This window comes from Microcoleus sp. S1D4 (genome assembly GCF_036700765.1).
Lineage (GTDB): Bacteria > Cyanobacteriota > Cyanobacteriia > Cyanobacteriales > Microcoleaceae > Microcoleus.
In genome coordinates, this window is sequence record NZ_JAUBPP010000005.1 from 71,824 (window position 1) to 88,258 (window position 16,435).

Sequence of the window (16,435 nt, forward strand, 5' to 3'; positions counted from 1 at the left end):
AAAATTTGAAATTGTTTTGTCAATCAGACTCCTAAACTTTCACAAGAGTGAATAATTTCATGCAGCCATTAAAACAAGCCGGTTCAATTTTTCTGTACATTCTAGGGGGCATCGGGTATTTAGCGATTGCAGCTACTATTGTAGGCGTTTCAATTCTGATCAAATTCGCAGCCCTGCTGCTAGCGGACAAATTATTATATACAATTCTGATTATCGGTGATTTGTTGAGAGGCATCGAAATTATTGAACTGTTAAATATTTTAATATTTGCTTTTATCGGCATGGGATTTGGGGTAGCTACAAAACTTTTGATTCCTCAATACGGACGCAAAATTAGTGCAGCATTATTAATAGTTGTAGTTCCCTTAGTTTTCATGATTACGCCAGTAATTAGATATAATTCTTGGTTAGAAAAAGTCGGAGAATCGGATAACTTATTGCCTGCAGAAACAGCAACATTAACTAACTCTTTTTTGCAGAGAAAAGTAGGATTGCAAGGTTTTCTCGGTTATTACGTATATACTGGTCAGTTTCCAGTAATTCCGACCAAACAATCGGAGATGAAAGACTTAGACAGCTTTGAAAAAAAAGTTAATTCCAGATTTGTGCAGTTAACAGGTGTGGCTCCTACCATTGTTACCTGGTCAATGCGGATTTGTTTTTGGCTGATCAGACTGTTTTACTTTTCAATAGCGGTAATTGCCACGATCGCCCATTTTAGGGAAGGTGTGAGAATCGCCGGAAGGTAATACGATTTTAGATTTTAGATTAAAGAATTGAAGAATTGGGAATCATATCAAATCAGGTAGCATCGGAATTAATATTACCCACAATCAGGACACGGCAATGCCGTGTCCCTACAATTAATCCGGGTAGGGAAACGGCACTGCCGTGTCCTCCGTTTATATCATTCCGGTGCCACCGGAATTAATATCAGTTGACCAATTTTTCTCAAGACTTGAAGAACCGTATAAAGTTCGTTGGTTAGAGGAAGCGGTGAAAATATTCTTGATAAGTCATATTGAGGTGGATTCTGAAAGTCTAGCTTGACGAATACAATTTCACTGCCATTTGTCATCGCAGCAAAACTCGGTCTATCCTTCCGGGGATTGGCTGTCATGTATGCTAGTGTTTGGGGAAGTGCAGACCTTACTGAGATGGTGGTGCGCTTCGACTCTAAAAGTGTCACCCAAAACTGATTTTGCATCACTAAAACATCAATCCTTCCTTGGATAGTTTCTATTTCTTCATCTTCCTCATCTAAAACAATTTGTACAGATTTTTCACCAGTCATTTTAAAAGGTGAATCGTAAAAACCCGCTCGTTCCAAGAGAGGTGAACCCATGATTAGCGTGACGGTTCCTTCTGTCAGACTTCCATCATTTAAATGATAGAGATATCTGCGCCGGAGCGAATTAAGACCGGCTCGATCCGCTTCTGTAATTTCGGGCAAATCTGTATACCATTCTGGGAAAAATCCCTCGGCTTCTGTTCGTGTAATATTGAATCGAGATTCAACATCTGCTAAAGTTTGGATGATTTCAGTAATGGCTGTTGTTTGTGTCATATTTTAAATTCTTGCTGGAGGCGATCGATAATTGTATTGCGCTCGATAGTGGCGAGAATTTCTTGAATTACCGTATCTTGTCCCAGAGGGCCCCAAGTGCAGCCTTTTTCTAAATAAACTTGAGCCGCCCGACCGACAGCGTAGGTTCCGTAAGCTGCTAAACTAGCTTGAGTGACAGCGACTCCGGCAAAAGTAGAAAAGCCAATTTGTGGAGCAGCAGCAGCGGCACTTTTGCCAAATCCCAAGAGGAAACTGCTACCTAATTCTCCCAAAAGTACGCCGCCTGCGCTGGAGAAAATAGTCTGCCAAAGTTTCCCCGCTTCGTAACCAGTCATGGGTAAACCGTAAAGTCTGGATAAGGAGCGAATTAAGGCTAAATCTGCGACAGTTGCTCCCATGACATCTAGGAAAGCAATGGGATTTATCCCCACAGCCAAAGCTTTGTATTTGGCAAATTGCCAGATTAAATCGTCGGCTTCTGTTTGCCGCAATTTGAGAACTTGACGAGCAATGTTTGCTTCGGCATCTCTAGCTTCTACTAAAGCATTGAGAGCGAGGAGCGATCGCCCTTCTCTGTTAAGAATTGTCAAAATTTTGTGCTTGAGTTGGTCTATCTGGGGGGGAGGCGACTCCCATTCGTGGGTGACACTTCCATCTGACCATTCGACGCGCACTTGCACCGGTGCGGGTTCGGCGGCTACCATGACTATTTCTAAAGATTTAGCAATTTTAGGAGCGGATTTTGGTGTAGATTGATCGGAAGTGTTGTTTGGTCGATCGCCCGAAATTTCCGTATCTGTGGCATCTGCTACCGAATCTGCTGCTAAGCCTTCAGAATTTCCCAGTGATTGCAAACTTTGGTAAATAGCTTTTCTGTCTAATTCTGGATACAGGTCAATTTTATTAAAAACTAAAATCAGCGGTTTTTGAGCTGTTTGCAATTCGCACAAAGCTTGATATTCAGTGCGGGTGATATCGCCAGCCACGACAAACAGAATTAAGTCAGCTTGGCGAGTGACTTGTTTTGCCATATCGCCGCGCACTTCGCCGCCAACTTCATCAATTCCGGGAGTATCAATTAACTCTACTTGAATCCCCCCTTGTCCCCCCTTACTGAGGGGTGGTTCCACAGGCACGCCCTGACCAAGGGGCGGTTCCATAAGCCCCCCCTTACCAAGGGGGAGTTGGGGGGGTTCTACACTGTCAAGGAGGGGCAAAGGCACGCTCCAGCGCACGGAACGCGGCCACTGAGTAACGCCGTTGAGAGGGCCTGTTTGCAAGATTTTTTGACCCAGAAGCGCGTTTAATACCGCTGATTTGCCGCGGCTGACCATGCCGAAAGTGGCAATGCGAATCACATTGCGATCGAGCTTTTCTGAGGTGTAACTTAAGATATCTAACTGAGCTTGCAGCGCCGCTTCTAATTCTGTGTTGTTCGAGTTTTTTTTGCCTTGGCGCAAGTGAGAATACCGCGCGAGGGCTTCGCGCAAACTGGCACGGGCTAGGGACAAGCGATTTTCTTGGATGGAATTGTCAGCCATTGGCGATCGGCTTTTTTAAGCAATGTAATTGAGCGTCGAAATATAACATTCTATTTCTTATTTTAATACAATTTTTGATAAAAATCTAGTTTTTTATTGGGGAGTTTTTCAAAAAATATTGAACGGGTTCTCCGGCCCGTTCCACAATAACAAAAAAAAATGTGGCACAGGCCGGAGAGCTTGTTCTTTTCCCTAACACTAGGCTCCGCCTCTGAAAATTGTATCGACGTTGAGCTCCATATTAGGAAATGTAGGTGAAATAATGCGATCGCTCCCTCTGAATTGTGTAATCCTATACTCTCCGTCCACAAGCTGGCAAACCGAGAGGGTGGGTTGTTTGGGGTCGCCAATATGACGTATTCCGCCGAATGCAGCATAATCCGCAATCCAATATTCGAGGATTCCCATCATTTCGTAATCTGCCAACTTTTTGAGATAATCGTCGCGCCAGTTGGTACTGACGACTTCAACAAGCAGCGGGATAGATGTTCCTTGGGTGATTGTTGCTGACTTCAACCATAAGGGTTCGGAGGCTAAAGCCTGACGGTTTAATAGCAAAACATCAGGGATATATCCTGTATCTTTAGCTGGTGGCTTAACTAGCGCTTTCGAGGGAATGCGGTATGGGAGTTGCAGTTGGGTGTAGAGCAGCGTAAATTCTTGAACAAGGTATGCTGTGATATCTTCGTGTTCTCCTGTGGGCTGCATTTCAACCATTACCCCATCGTGAAGTTCGTAGGATTTGTTATCGGGTTTGTCTTCTATAAATTGTTCAAAGGTTAGTATTTTGGGTTGAGTTTGTATCATCGTGCCAACCTTATTTAGGAATAACAAAAAAGGAAAATATTAGCTGGTTCCGTAACGGGAAAGATGCCCGTTCCACAATAAAAAAAAATTCTTGTGGAACAGGCATATTGCCTGTTGCTTTATTTCAACTTAATTGACGGCTGAATTTACTGCCTCGGACTGAGACATTTGAGGCGCGAGACGACTTGCGATTTGGTTGATGAAACCTTGCAAGAAGGAAACTTGCTGATTTTGCATAAATACTGCTTGCAAAGTTTTCGTCAGTTCCGTAAGATTGAAGATGCCTTTAGCATTTTCCAATTCTTGAGTTGAGAAATATTCAATCAAACTCAGTCCGGCTATTCTGGTAAAGTAGGCTGCACTAATTCCCTGCACCGCGCCTCCTGCTGCATAGGTGACGGCATTGCTTTTCAGCAGTCCAGTAATAGTTTGGGTAGACAGTTCTACTAATCCGAGTTTGAACATTTGGGTTGCTAAGGTTCCCGCTACTGTTTTAGCTTGGTCTAAAGAAAACTTTTGCTGGTAGATAGCGCCGAGGTCGATGACGAGTTGGGTGCTGATGGCGGTTGTTGCTAGCAAGTCTAAGGCGGGAACTGGGTTAGCAAAAACGGCGGCGGCGGCGATGTACTGATATTGTTCGATGATGGGAATTGCCCGATCGCGCCTGACTGCATTTAACAAAGTTTTTGCTTCTAATTTAATAGTTGCAGCTTCGCGCACCGCACTCGCCCAGACCAACTGTTGCCGTTCTTCGGTTACGATTTGAGTCAATCTTGCTGTCAGCGGTTCGAGTTGAGAGACTTGATTTTCGATCCGTTCTTTAACAGTGCCGTCTGCTTGGTGCTGCCGCACTTTAATAGAATTTGGGGAAGCTGCGATCGCAATTATATCTTCTGTTCCCAATATTCCTTGCATTCTTTGGTGCAACTGCTGCAAAACTTGCGACTGCTGCGTTGGCAAATATTGGTCTAGTTTGTTCCAGACTAGCAGCACGCGCTGACCTGCTGAAATTAGCTGAGATAATGTTTTAAATTCAGAATCCGTAATGTCGCCCGCTGTCACAAACAACACTAAATCACCGCTGATTTTAGCATCGACATTTGTGGTATTGGTAAACAGCGGTGCTGTTTCTGAGAAAATCTGTTTTGACGGTTGTTGGGATGCCCAATTAGAATTTAAAACTTGAATTAAGGCAGTTTTGCCGACAGCTTTGCCGCCGCTTACGGTAATCCGCAAGTCTTGTCTGTCTAATTCCGCTTTGAGCCGATCGAGCTTTGCTGTTAGATTAGCCGGATTTGCCGAGTTTTGAGCTTCCTGAGCTAGCAAATTAATCGCGGCGGATGCCGTGGCGATCGCTTTTTCGGCTGCTTCGCGGTTGACCAGGGGTTCCGCGAGTGCGAGTTCGAGTTTGGGGGATTGTTGCTTCCACCACCAATAACCCGCACCAGCGGCCGCCAAGCCGATGAGTGCCGTTTCGCCCATTTCTGAACCCGAATGCTGTAAAGTTTCCAGCAGCCACAGCGCCGCTGAAAGTCCTATTCCGCCTATCAAAATCGGTCGCCGCAAGTTAAGTGTCATTGTTACCTTCCTGTGGGTATTATTGCCAAGCTTAACCTTAACGGGCTTGGTCTTTGTCCCTATATTCCATCGTACCTCTGGGACATCGAAACTGGCAGGCGGGCTACCCGTGCGGATTACACCCTCAAGTTTTTGGACAAGTGCCAAATCTACTTTCAGCATAAATCACAGGATCGATCGCAGTTGTCAAGTCTATCGACACAGATACACACCGATGGTTTTCTGATGGGAAAGTGAAAAACATGGGGCCAGAAACCGGGTTTTTTAACTAATACCAATTTCAAAAAATAATGCAACAGTATTCTTGTCCCCCCCCTTGCTAAGGGGGGGCTAGGGGGGGTCGGAGAGTATTGCATGATTTTAGAGAAATGGTATAAATACTAGCCAAAAACCCTCTATTGCCAAAAAACCCGGTTTCTTGATTTTTGCTACTGTTTGAGAACTAAGACAAATAATTGTCTAATCTCCCAAACAAATTCCCAAACCGCGGGCCGTTTTAACCAAAGTACCGTTGAAGTCTACCGGTCTATATTTGGAAATCGCATCTTCCAACGGAACGCTGACAACTTCTCGCTGCTGCCAAGATACCATGCAGTCGTATTTCTCTTCGGCAATTAAATCAACTGCTGCGACGCCAAAAGCAGAAGCAATTAATCTTTCTAGCGAAGAAGGTGTTCCCCCGCGTTGAGTGTGTCCCAAAACCGTGACGCGGGTTTCTGCACCGCTACATTCCGAAATTGTATCAGCTAAATACTGACCGATTCCGCCTAATCGACTTTGACCTAAGCGATTTGTGTGCATTACTAATTCGCCTGCTTCTGTGCGAACTGCCTCCGCTACTACAACTAAACAGTAGTTTTTTCCGCGTTGTTGGCGTTCTTGAATTTTGGCACAGATTTCGGAAATTTTGTAAGGAATTTCGGGAATCAAAATGATATCAGCTCCCCCAGCAATTCCGGCACTAATTGCAATATGTCCGGCGTCGCGTCCCATGACTTCAACAATTATCACGCGGCTGTGACTTGCCGCAGTAAAATGCAATCTGTCTAGTGCTTCTGTAGCAATATTGACAGCAGTATCAAAACCGATCGAACGCTCGGTAACTCCGACATCATTATCAATAGTTTTAGGAATAGCAACTAAATTCAAATTACCTTCGAGAGCAATCTTCCTGAGAATGGCGAGACTACCATCGCCACCTATGCCAATTAAGGCATCCAGACCGAGTTGATGATAGCCTTGAATAATATCATCGGAGCGATCGCGCACAGTTCCGTCAGCCATCGGGAAAGCAAAAGGGTTGCCCTTATTTGTCGTGCCCAGCATTGTACCGCCAATGGTGAGCCAAGAGTCTACTTTCTCAATATTCAAAGGAATTGCTTCCGGGGGACGACTCATCAATCCGTTGGTGGCTTGACGAATTCCCATTACTTTCCAATTGTAAGTTCCCGTTGCGCGGTAAACAACGGCTCGTATCACGGCATTTAAACCTGCACAGTCACCTCCGCTAGTGAGAATGCCGATACACTTTTGTTCTCCCATAATTTATGCCAGACTTTTGTTACTCAGAACATGGGTTGATTTTTTGAGATCCCGATCGTCCAATCCTTATTTGCGACGTAATTTAGCGGCTCTAGCCTCCCAAATCACCGTCTCAAATACAATATAAATTTTACTTGGGATTGAGGCGTTTAGAAACTTGGTTAATGATACCGCTGAGAATTGCACCGCCCATGAGAATTCCGAGGGCGGGATTGAATACGGGCTGCCAGAGACTGTACCACAAATCGAAACCGAGATTCACTCCGGTCGATCGCCCAACTACGGCGATCGCAAACCACCCAAAAATAGCAAAGACGAAAAACACATCAGCTACTAAAATCAAGTTGATAAAGTTAAGAATTTTATCTTTCATGGTCAATAGTTCCTTTTGAGTGTATATGTGTCAACTGTTGACTGTTGACTGTTGGCTGTTGACTGATGACTGTTGGCTGTTGACTGTTGATTGTTGACTGTTAACTTTTGACTCGATTTTATGATTCCGATGCAACCGGAAACGATGTCAGTCGATTTTAGATTGGGGCGTTGAAGATTTAAGATTTGCTCTCCCGCTGAATCTGGAATCTTCAAGCTGGAGCGAAAAATTTTCTTTCTCCATGACTTAAATTGGGGGCTTGCATCCATTTTAAGGGCGTCAAATTTTGGCCAGCGGTGGGGAATGGAGCGGAACGATCGCTGCAACAGGCGATCGAATAAAGATAAAATATCATTCAATTGTTGTCGCACACTTGTGGTCAAAATATGGTTCGCTATACACTCCCTCAAAGCCCCGAAATTATTTTAACTGTCAGAGGGAAAGATTCAGTCAAAGCCCGCGAACAAGCGATGGATAAGCTGATGCTGCTGATGGATGAAGGTCAGCTACCTACAGAGCTCGCAGAAGGATTTGGGCCCAAGCAGTTTGTTGAAGTTAAGGAGATCGAAGATGCCGCGTCGGATGGCGAAGACGCAATTACTGAAGCGGTGCAGATTTTGAGCAATTTGGCAAGTCTCAAATTGAAAGTCATGGAATCCCGCGAAGAAGCACTCAAAATCCGGGAGGCGATCGACATTTTGTTTACAGATGAGTCTGTGACGGCAGAAGAAATTGGTCGTCTCAAAGACGGTTTCAAAGTTCTCAAAACCTTCGCTCAAGCTAACGTCCGCTATCGAGAAGCTAGGAGCCAAGCTGAGGAAGCGCGGACAATTCTCGACGGAGCTTTGCAATCAGTAGAACCCGAAAACAAGGCGCAAAAATCGACAAAATAAAAGTACAAAGAAAGCAGTTTTTACAGGGCATATCGCAGAGATATAGCCTTTCGATCTCTCATCTGAGGTACTATCCGGGATAGGGGATAGGGGATAGGGCATAGGGCATAGGGCATACCTCACCACGCGATCGAACCGCTATACCGCCCTCTGAATACTAGCCATATCCCATTAATTAACAGTCATCAAAAGTTCGGACAGTTTTTTTAACGGGCCTGTAAGCCGATCGCGAGCAAGCCCGGTCATTTTTAACACATTTGAGGAAACTTAGGAATAAAATATATTAAAAATGCTCGATCGCCCACAAAAAATGTACCGCCAAACATTGCGAAAACCCGACGGCCGCCCGATCGCACTGTACAGCCGCCACCCAATTCCAAAAGGCATCGCCGCCGTAAGTCCCAGCAATGAACCTGTAAAAGCCAACCCGCACTTTCGCTGGCATCCCTTGCGGGGGGAATGGGTAGCATATGCCAGCCACCGTCAGGAAAGAACTTTCATGCCACCGCCGGAATATAACCCGCTGGCTGCTACAATTAATCCCAGATTTCCGACAGAATTGCCACGAGGAAATTACGATATAGCTGTTTTTGACAACCGCTTTCCATCGATGAGTTTCCAGGCAAATAATGCGCCTACACATATTGTGGAAACTGCGCCGGCTAACGGCGTTTGTGAAGTTGTCGTTTTTACTCAAGATCCGCTGGCTTCGTTGGGTTCTTTGGAATTAAGCCACTTAGAATTGTTGTTAGAAGTGTGGGCAGATCGCACTTCAGTTATCAGCAGCAATCCCGAAATTCAATATGTCTTGCCTTTTGAAAATCGCGGCGTAGAAGTTGGAGTAACTTTGCACCACCCCCACGGTCAAATTTATGCTTATCCGTTCGTGCCACCGGTGCCGGCGCGGATGTTAGAATGTCAGTCGGTTTACTATCAAAAAAACAGCAGCGGTTTGCTGCAAGATTTGATTCAAAAGGAAATTTCAGACAAACAGCGAATTCTGTATTTAGATGAATATGCGATCGCCTTTGTGCCCGCTTGCGCCCGCTACCCTTACGAAGTGTGGATTGCGCCGATCGCACCGGTTGCCACATTTATCGATCTTAGCGAAAAACAGCGTCAAGGACTTGCCAAGGCCTTAAAAACAGTCGCCCTTAAATATGATGGTTTGTGGCACCGCCCATTTCCTTATTTGATGGCTTGGTTTCAAGCGCCCACAGACGGAAAGCCTCACCCAGAGGCACATTTGCACGCTGAGTTTTATCCACCCTATCGATCGCGCGATCGGCTCAAATACCTAGCGGGAACCGAACTCGCAGCGGGAATGTTTGTTAACGATGCTTTACCGGAAGAAAAAGCTCAAGAATTGCAAGCCGTATCTGTCAATCTCTATTAATAACCTCGCTCAATTTAGTTTGTAGTGATGACTTTAGTTCTTCTTTATTAAACACTTTTTTAAGAAAAACTAAAGTCCCAGGGGGAACCTTGCTCGTTACTTTCGCTCTGCCTAGTAATGCAGGTGCGGAGGCTCTGCCTCCTTTGAGGAAGGCAACTTACAGTAGAGAGAACTGTAGGAGGTATTTAAGTTATTAAGTTGTCGATCCTAAAATCCTTACTACGAACCTTTTTTCAGAAGAAGTGAAGTCCTCACGACGAACCAATACGGTTCACTTAAGATTGTCATATATCTATGAAAAAACCGGGTTTATGAGGTGTCATGAATATGGTTTTTATACTCTCAACACAGCTCTTTCGGGATTTTCGGGATTTGGAACTAAACGCTGATTTTTGCAATCTACCAGCAAGTCTAAAGTTTCTAAGACAGTTTGACCTATCAGCACGATATCGCCTAAAACCATTGCGGCCTCGATCGTCTCCCGCCCTGCCATTTCAATAATCATAGGCCCAGTCAATCCTACTGTTTCTTGTCTGCCATCAGCATATTTTGCTATTTCCTGACTCCGAATTCTCAAACCAAGGTGTTCGCAAACTTCTACAGGAATTGCTGTGCGTACTGCACCAGTATCTATCAGTGCTTCTGCTTCGTACACTCGCACAAGATTTGGTTTGAGTAATCCTCGACTCACTAAGCCTTCATCAATGGCATTCGTTAGCTTGACCTTGACTCGAACTGCACCCATATTTTTGGTTATTTGACTCCAATTGCGATCGATATTTATCATAGCGCCTCTCTTTTTCTACAGAAAGTCTACCTTCGATTATAGCTTGAAATGCGGGCAGCCACAGGTTAACACCTGCGGCTGCAATTCAACGCAAATTATCGCGAACTAACTACTAATCTTCAGCATAGATATACCGATACAATTCGCTCGGGTCGGGTTCGGGACTCTTCTCGGCAAAATCTACCGCATCATCAATTACAGCTTCGATCTTTTTGTCGATCGCTTTTAATTCTTCAGCAGTAGCCAAAGTGCGATCGATCAAATCAGCAGCCAACTTCTTAATCGGATCGCGGGGGAACCAATATTCCTTCTCTTCCTTAGAGCGCAACTCATCAGGATCGGCCAAGGAATGACCCCGAAAGCGATAAGTCAAAGCCTCGATCAAAGTCGGGCCTTCGCCAGCCCGCGCCCGCGCTACAGCTTCCTTGGCGACTTCCCGCACCGCCAAAACATCCATCCCGTCAACCTCGAATCCAGCCATGCCAAAAGCATGAGCTTTTTTGTAAATCAAGGGGTCAGAAGTGGCTCGCTCGTGGGCCATACCGATCGCCCATTTGTTGTTTTCCACAACATAAAGAATCGGCAACTTCCACAAAGCAGCCATATTCAAACATTCAAAAAATTGCCCGTTATTTGCAGCACCATCACCAAAAAAACAAGCAGTCACGCCATCGGAACTCTCATCGCCCAAAGCTTCGCGCCGGTACTTCGATTGAAAAGCCGCCCCCGTAGCTACCGGAATTCCCTCAGCCACAAAAGCATAGCCTCCCAACAGCCGATGTTCGGCCGAAAACATATGCATCGAACCGCCCCGGCCCTTCGAGCAACCGGTTTCCTTCCCGAACAACTCCGCCATCACTTCCCGCGCTGGTACGCCCGCGCTCAAAGCGTGAACGTGATCGCGGTAGGTGCTGCTGACGTAATCCGTACTATCGCGGCGCATCGATCGAATCACGCCAGTAGACACCGCTTCCTGGCCGTTGTACAAGTGGACAAAACCAAACATTTTGCCCCGGTAGTACATCTCAGCACACTTGTCTTCAAACAAACGCCCCAAAACCATATCCTCGTAGAGCATCAAGCCCTCTTCGCGAGAAATAGTTACGCTCTGTGCGTCAAAAACTGGTAAAATCCGTTCCTCAGCCATAAAAAATTAATACCCGATCGCCTACTTAAACATTTAAATGTAAACCGACAGAGGACACAACCCAGCAGAAAATGGTCGAAAATTTTCTCGCCCTGCTGTTGGGAAGTTGTTAAAATCAGGGAAGCAGGGGGCTGGCGTGCCGCTCCGACAGCACGGACTCTTGCAGAAACCCGACTAAGTTGTCACTAATGCTTTTGTTAAAAACCAACCTTAGCTAAGATAGGCTAATTTAGTTGCTAGCGCTTTGGGGAAGTGGACGTAGTGTTAATTCCACTAGATTACTACCGGATTTTGGGTCTACCGATTCAAGCTACTGCCGAACAGTTGCAGCAGGCTCACCGCGATCGAACTTTACAGCTTCCGCGTCGGGAGTATTCCGAAGTTGCGATCGTCGCCCGCAAACAATTGATCGATGAAGCCTGCGCCGTTCTGTCAGACTCAGACGCGCGCAAAGCTTATGATGCGAGTTTTTTAGCCAAAACATACGATCGAGAGTCGGAAGCAGCAATTGCAGCCAAGCAGAGGTTAAAAACCTCAAATGGGCCGGCCACTGTTTTGCAAGATGCAGGAGAAACTGCTCCGGCAGAATCTAAGGCTTTAGACGCCGCTCCCGACCCCCACACTCCAAGTATTGAAATCGATGACAACCAATTCGTAGGAGCCCTGCTCGTACTGCAAGAACTGGGAGAATACGAACTCGTACAGAAACTGGGTCGCCCGTATCTCAACAATGGCAGCATCGCGATCGAGGAAGGCCGCTTCGGCGAGCCCCAGCTCGTGCGGCCGGATATAGTTTTAACAGTAAGTCTTGCGTGTCTAGAACTCGGTCGCGAACAGTGGCAGCAAGGTCAATACCAAAATGCCGCCAAATCATTAGAAGCAGGTCAAGAACTGCTGCTGCGCGAAAGCCTATTTCCAAGCGTGAGGGGTGAAATGCAAGCCGATATATACAAACTCCGTCCGTACAACATTTTAGAATTACTCTCGCTCCCGGAAGAAAAAGTCGCCGAGCGCCGTCAGGGACTGCAAATCCTGCGGGAAATGCTCGAAGAACGGGAGGGCATCGACGGCTCGGGGGACGATCGCTCCGGTTTAGGCATAGAAGACTTCCTCCGCTTCGTCCAGCAACTGCGGAAACACCTAACCAGCAGCGAACAGCAGACTCTATTTGAAGCCGAAGCCGGTCGCCCTTCAGCAGTCGCTACTTACCTGTCGGTTTACACCCTGTTAGCCCAAGGATTTGCCACCAGAGCACCTGCGATGATCCGCCGCGCTAAGCTGATGCTGATGCAGCTCGGCCGTCGCCAAGACGTTCACCTCGAAAAAGCCGTGTGTTCGCTGCTGCTGGGCCAAACAGAAGAAGCCAGCAGAGCCCTAGAACTCAGTTCCGAAAAAGAACCCCTCGCTTTTATTCGCGAACATTCCCAAGATTCTCCCGATTTGTTGCCGGGACTGTGCTTGTACGCTGAACACTGGCTGCAAGAAGAAGTGTTTCCACACTTCCGCGACTTGGCAAATCAGCCAGTCTCCTTGAAAGATTACTTTGCTGACCCGAAAGTCCAAGCTTATCTAGAAGCTTTGCCTTCGGATGCAGAAACGGCCAACGAATGGGTTGTGGTGCAGCCCCGATCGGGCAAACCCCAGGGACGACTGCAACCAACGGGCGATCGCCGATCCGCACCCCCACAGCCCCCAGCAGCCCAACAGGGAGCCAGTAGCGTTACCTTGACCCCCGTACCGGCAGACAGCTCTACCGCAGCCTCAGCCCCGAAAGACCACGCAACGGCAGCAGCACTAGGCGCGGTCTCCGCCGTCTCTCTCCCGACAACTACAGCGCCACGACCCACAGCCTCGACCTCCACCCGGAGGCGCACAGGTTCCAGCGGGCGCAGCGGAGCGACTGGCCAGGGTCTAGCAGGCGATTTAGTCGATCGGACACGCACCAAAGCAGCACAAATTTCCGCCCAAGTCAAGTCCATGCCTCCAAACAGGCTAGCTCTGTTTGTCGCCGGAGGTGTCCTGAGCCTCTTAATCCTGTGGTTAATACTCAGTTTGTTGGCGAATGCCCTACAATCCGTGCGAGAAGAGCAACCCTTGCTCAGCCTAGAAGCACCGCCCATCGAAATCCCGGCGGCTTCCCCGGCTCCTGAGGCGAACGCGGCAGTGTCGGGAGTAGTCACTGAGGCAGCAGCCAAACAAATAGTTGAAAGCTGGCTGTCGGCGAAAGCGGCGGCTTTGGGCCCTAACCACGCTGTCGAAGAATTAAAGCAAGTTCTCACAGAACCTGCTTTGTCTCGCTGGCAACTGATGGCAGACGCTCAACAGAAAAACAACGCCTACCAGAGTTACCAGCACAGCCTGCAAGTTAAAGGGGTTACGACAAATCCGACTAATCCCGATCGCGCGCAAGTAGAAGCCCAAGTAACAGAAAAAGCTAAAGTGTTCGATGGCGATCGGCTAGTTAGTTCTCGCAACGAAGACCTGCGCGTGCGCTACGACTTAATCCGTCAAGATGGACAGTGGCGGATTATGGATTGGCAAGTGATGAAGTAGGGAATTGGGAATTGGGAATTGGGAATTGGTGTCAAATTAAGCCTAAAACCTTTGTAGTTATCGTTTACAGCCGAGCCTCGATCCCCCTAAATCCCCCTTAAAAAGGGGGACTTTGAAAAGGCTCCTGTACCCCCTTTTTTCAAGGGATCGAAACTTAACTAAAAGCGAGATTTTTCAAAGGTTTTAGCCTCAAGCGGACACAAATTAGTAAATAGGTAAAGATAAAAAACATAGGATATTGTAGGGGCGGCTTTAGCGAAGAATATCTGATACAAGCTAGAAGATGAATGCAAAACTCGCCCTCCCCATCGAATGTGTATTTGTAACTACTTACTTGATTTATATAGCAATCCTAAATCATTATCACGTGTGGCGAACATAAATGTGATTTCCCCAAAATCCATCTGTAGGGACACGGCACTGCCGTGTCCCTACAGACAATCATTTAGGATTGCTATACTTGATAATGGCTAATTACCAATTGGTGATAATTATTTAAAATTTTAATTCTAAAAGCGGGAGTTGTAAAGTGCAGATTATTGTTGAAGGCTGGCGTTTTATATATCATTCCTACTGCATAGCAAATCAATTTCAACTGCTAGAAATGCTGGCTCGCCCGCGAAAAGAAATAGAACTTTTCCACCGCGATATGCCCTACATAGACGCAGCTTGGGAAACAAAAATTAGTTTGTTCGATCGCCCAAATGAAACATTACTCCGCAGCATTCCGAGCCCTGCGGTAAATCAGTCAGCCGACGTGACGCTGCGAATGCACTGTCCGTGGGACTTTTCAGTATCCAGCAGCGCCGAAACTTGGGTATTTGCAGCGACAGAATGGGGGATTGTTACCCGCAGTGTATTGGATGCGATGGGGGTAAGGTCGATCGCCCAAACTCCGGTTAATTCACAAGTAAAAATTATTACACCTTCGGCGTGGTCAAAGGCGGGCTTAATTCGCAGCGGGGTTGAGGCCGATCGCATTGCTGTTGTACCTTTGGGAGTCGATCCTCAGATTTATTATCCGGCAAAGGGCGATCGGCGTCAATCGCTCAGGGACAATTTGGGCTGGTCAAACTATTTTATATTTTTAAACATCGGCGGACAAACGGATCGCAAAGGTATTCGCCCTTTATTAAAAGCTTTTGCTGCGGTGGTTGACAAATATCCCCATGCGAGATTGGTTTTAAAAGGTTCTGAACTGCTTTATCCTTCCAGAGATGAGATTGCGGAAGCCTGTCGAGTGGTGCTCGACGATGCCGAAAGAGCGAGGGTTTTACCGAGGTTGATTTATACTGGGACGCAGCTATCTTTTGCTCAAGTCGCTGAGTTGTACCAAGCTGCGGATGTTTATGTTTCTCCCTATTTGGCGGAAGGTTTTAATCTGCCGGTGTTGGAGGCTGCGGCTTGCGGTTTGCTGGTCATCTGCACTGCTGGCGGCCCTACGGATGATTTTACGCGATCGGATTTTGCGCTGCGGATAGAGAGTAAATTTACGGCTGTGGTTGTTGATGGGGAAACCTTATTTATGTTAGCTCCTGAGTGGGAACATTTGACTGATTTGATGCTCCGGGCGATCGAACAGCCTGGAATAGCTGCCAAAGCTAGGGTTGCGGGGCCTGGTTTTGTGGCTGAACATTTTTCTTGGCGCTGTGGAGTCGATCGATTGTTTGAGGTTATTGGAGGGGATAAACAGGGTGAGGATCGATCTATTTTTGAGCCAATAATTTTATAGTTTGGCAGTTTCAATCCCTAGAAGGGAGTGGAGTTTATTGCGGCATCACTGCTATCACTGCTATCACTGCTATCACTGCTAACAACGTTTCAATCCCTAGAAGGGAGTGGAGTTTATTGCGGCAGGAGGTTTCGCAAGTTTCAAGGAAACTAAAATTTCATTAAGTTTCAATCCCTAGAAGGGAGTGGAGTTTATTGCGGCGCGATTAAAGAATGAGAAAATAAATGAGAGCTTAAGTTTCAATCCCTAGAAGGGAGTGGAGTTTATTGCGGCTTTTAACGCTCAAGCAGGAGCTTCCAACTCCGGCTTGGTTTCAATCCCTAGAAGGGAGTGGAGTTTATTGCGGCTTATATGTGCTGGCTTGCAATCAATCATGCTATGAGATATTGCAGTTTCAATCCCTAGAAGGGAGTGGAGTTTATTGCGGCTTTTGACTTTGACTCAACGCAATCGACCTTTGAATGGTTTCAATCCCTAGAAGGGAGTGGAGTTTATTGCGGCTACTATTACTGGCCAAAC

The 16,435-nt window shown here is 46.6% G+C and carries 13 protein-coding genes and 1 CRISPR repeat array (1 of these 14 cut by a window edge); of the genes, 5 read left to right on the top strand and 8 right to left on the bottom strand.

Annotated elements, in window-relative coordinates; translation table 11 throughout:
* Positions 1-59 precede the first annotated feature (59 nt).
* Entirely contained in the window at positions 60-749 is a 690-nt protein-coding gene (locus tag QT998_RS07325; protein WP_194066339.1) for a hypothetical protein, read from the top strand.
* A gap of 158 nt (positions 750-907) precedes the next feature.
* Here the strand turns inward: QT998_RS07325 and QT998_RS07330 are convergent, their stop codons facing one another.
* The 6 genes from QT998_RS07330 to QT998_RS07355 form a co-directional block, all read right to left on the bottom strand.
* Complete coding sequence (locus QT998_RS07330) at positions 908-1,567, bottom strand: type I restriction endonuclease subunit R (protein ID WP_194066340.1); 660 nt, start codon at positions 1,565-1,567, stop codon at positions 908-910.
* Entirely contained in the window at positions 1,564-3,108 is a 1,545-nt protein-coding gene (locus QT998_RS07335) for a DUF697 domain-containing protein (protein ID WP_333116062.1), read from the bottom strand. Before QT998_RS07335 ends, QT998_RS07330 begins: the two co-directional genes overlap by 4 nt.
* Positions 3,109-3,306: 198 nt before the next feature.
* Positions 3,307-3,915 (bottom strand): Uma2 family endonuclease, encoded by a 609-nt coding sequence (locus tag QT998_RS07340; RefSeq protein WP_333116065.1) that lies wholly within the window; start codon positions 3,913-3,915, stop codon positions 3,307-3,309.
* A 129-nt stretch (positions 3,916-4,044) separates the two neighbouring features.
* Positions 4,045-5,493, bottom strand: coding sequence for a YcjF family protein (locus tag QT998_RS07345; RefSeq protein WP_333116068.1), 1,449 nt, complete (start codon positions 5,491-5,493; stop codon positions 4,045-4,047).
* 459 nt (positions 5,494-5,952) lie between these two features.
* Positions 5,953-7,035 carry an ATP-dependent 6-phosphofructokinase gene (locus QT998_RS07350; protein ID WP_333116071.1) on the bottom strand — a complete coding sequence of 361 codons (1,083 nt, stop codon included), beginning with the start codon at positions 7,033-7,035 and terminating at the stop codon, positions 5,953-5,955.
* A 130-nt stretch (positions 7,036-7,165) separates the two neighbouring features.
* On the bottom strand, positions 7,166-7,408 hold the full coding sequence (locus tag QT998_RS07355; RefSeq protein ID WP_194011923.1) for a hypothetical protein: 243 nt from the start codon (positions 7,406-7,408) through the stop codon (positions 7,166-7,168).
* A 386-nt stretch (positions 7,409-7,794) separates the two neighbouring features.
* Here QT998_RS07355 and QT998_RS07360 point away from each other — a divergent pair, with 386 nt between their 5' ends.
* Together QT998_RS07360 and galT are read left to right on the top strand one after the other, a co-directional pair.
* Positions 7,795-8,301, top strand: coding sequence for a hypothetical protein (locus QT998_RS07360; RefSeq protein ID WP_333092235.1), 507 nt, complete (start codon positions 7,795-7,797; stop codon positions 8,299-8,301).
* A 289-nt stretch (positions 8,302-8,590) separates the two neighbouring features.
* Positions 8,591-9,697 carry a galactose-1-phosphate uridylyltransferase gene (galT, locus tag QT998_RS07365; protein WP_333116073.1) on the top strand — a complete coding sequence of 369 codons (1,107 nt, stop codon included), beginning with the start codon at positions 8,591-8,593 and terminating at the stop codon, positions 9,695-9,697.
* A gap of 334 nt (positions 9,698-10,031) precedes the next feature.
* Here the strand turns inward: galT and QT998_RS07370 are convergent, their stop codons facing one another.
* Together QT998_RS07370 and pdhA are read right to left on the bottom strand one after the other, a co-directional pair.
* Positions 10,032-10,484 carry a clan AA aspartic protease gene (locus QT998_RS07370; RefSeq protein ID WP_333092237.1) on the bottom strand — a complete coding sequence of 151 codons (453 nt, stop codon included), beginning with the start codon at positions 10,482-10,484 and terminating at the stop codon, positions 10,032-10,034.
* A gap of 112 nt (positions 10,485-10,596) precedes the next feature.
* Positions 10,597-11,631 (bottom strand): pyruvate dehydrogenase (acetyl-transferring) E1 component subunit alpha, encoded by a 1,035-nt coding sequence (pdhA, locus tag QT998_RS07375; protein ID WP_333092238.1) that lies wholly within the window; start codon positions 11,629-11,631, stop codon positions 10,597-10,599.
* 261 nt (positions 11,632-11,892) lie between these two features.
* Between pdhA and QT998_RS07380 the strand changes: the two genes are divergently transcribed.
* Positions 11,893-14,184 (top strand): IMS domain-containing protein, encoded by a 2,292-nt coding sequence (locus QT998_RS07380; protein WP_333092239.1) that lies wholly within the window; start codon positions 11,893-11,895, stop codon positions 14,182-14,184.
* Between the two features lie 529 nt (positions 14,185-14,713).
* Positions 14,714-15,916 carry a glycosyltransferase family 4 protein gene (locus QT998_RS07385; protein ID WP_333116075.1) on the top strand — a complete coding sequence of 401 codons (1,203 nt, stop codon included), beginning with the start codon at positions 14,714-14,716 and terminating at the stop codon, positions 15,914-15,916.
* Positions 15,917-15,923: 7 nt separating this feature from the next.
* A CRISPR array of direct repeats spans positions 15,924-16,435; the repeat unit is 37 nt; unit sequence GTTTCAATCCCTAGAAGGGAGTGGAGTTTATTGCGGC; it runs 1,007 nt beyond the window's last position.

Excerpts from the sequence above, each read along its gene's own strand:
- QT998_RS07325 (WP_194066339.1), top strand. The coding sequence starts at position 60 with ATGCAGCCATTAAAACAAGCCGGTTCAATTTTTCTGTACATTCTAGGG.
- QT998_RS07330 (WP_194066340.1), bottom strand. The coding sequence starts at position 1,567 with ATGACACAAACAACAGCCATTACTGAAATCATCCAAACTTTAGCAGAT.
- QT998_RS07335 (WP_333116062.1), bottom strand. The coding sequence starts at position 3,108 with ATGGCTGACAATTCCATCCAAGAAAATCGCTTGTCCCTAGCCCGTGCC.
- QT998_RS07340 (WP_333116065.1), bottom strand. The coding sequence starts at position 3,915 with ATGATACAAACTCAACCCAAAATACTAACCTTTGAACAATTTATAGAA.
- QT998_RS07345 (WP_333116068.1), bottom strand. The coding sequence starts at position 5,493 with ATGACACTTAACTTGCGGCGACCGATTTTGATAGGCGGAATAGGACTT.
- QT998_RS07350 (WP_333116071.1), bottom strand. The coding sequence starts at position 7,035 with ATGGGAGAACAAAAGTGTATCGGCATTCTCACTAGCGGAGGTGACTGT.
- QT998_RS07355 (WP_194011923.1), bottom strand. The coding sequence starts at position 7,408 with ATGAAAGATAAAATTCTTAACTTTATCAACTTGATTTTAGTAGCTGAT.
- QT998_RS07360 (WP_333092235.1), top strand. The coding sequence starts at position 7,795 with ATGGTTCGCTATACACTCCCTCAAAGCCCCGAAATTATTTTAACTGTC.
- galT (WP_333116073.1), top strand. The coding sequence starts at position 8,591 with ATGCTCGATCGCCCACAAAAAATGTACCGCCAAACATTGCGAAAACCC.
- QT998_RS07370 (WP_333092237.1), bottom strand. The coding sequence starts at position 10,484 with ATGATAAATATCGATCGCAATTGGAGTCAAATAACCAAAAATATGGGT.
- pdhA (WP_333092238.1), bottom strand. The coding sequence starts at position 11,631 with ATGGCTGAGGAACGGATTTTACCAGTTTTTGACGCACAGAGCGTAACT.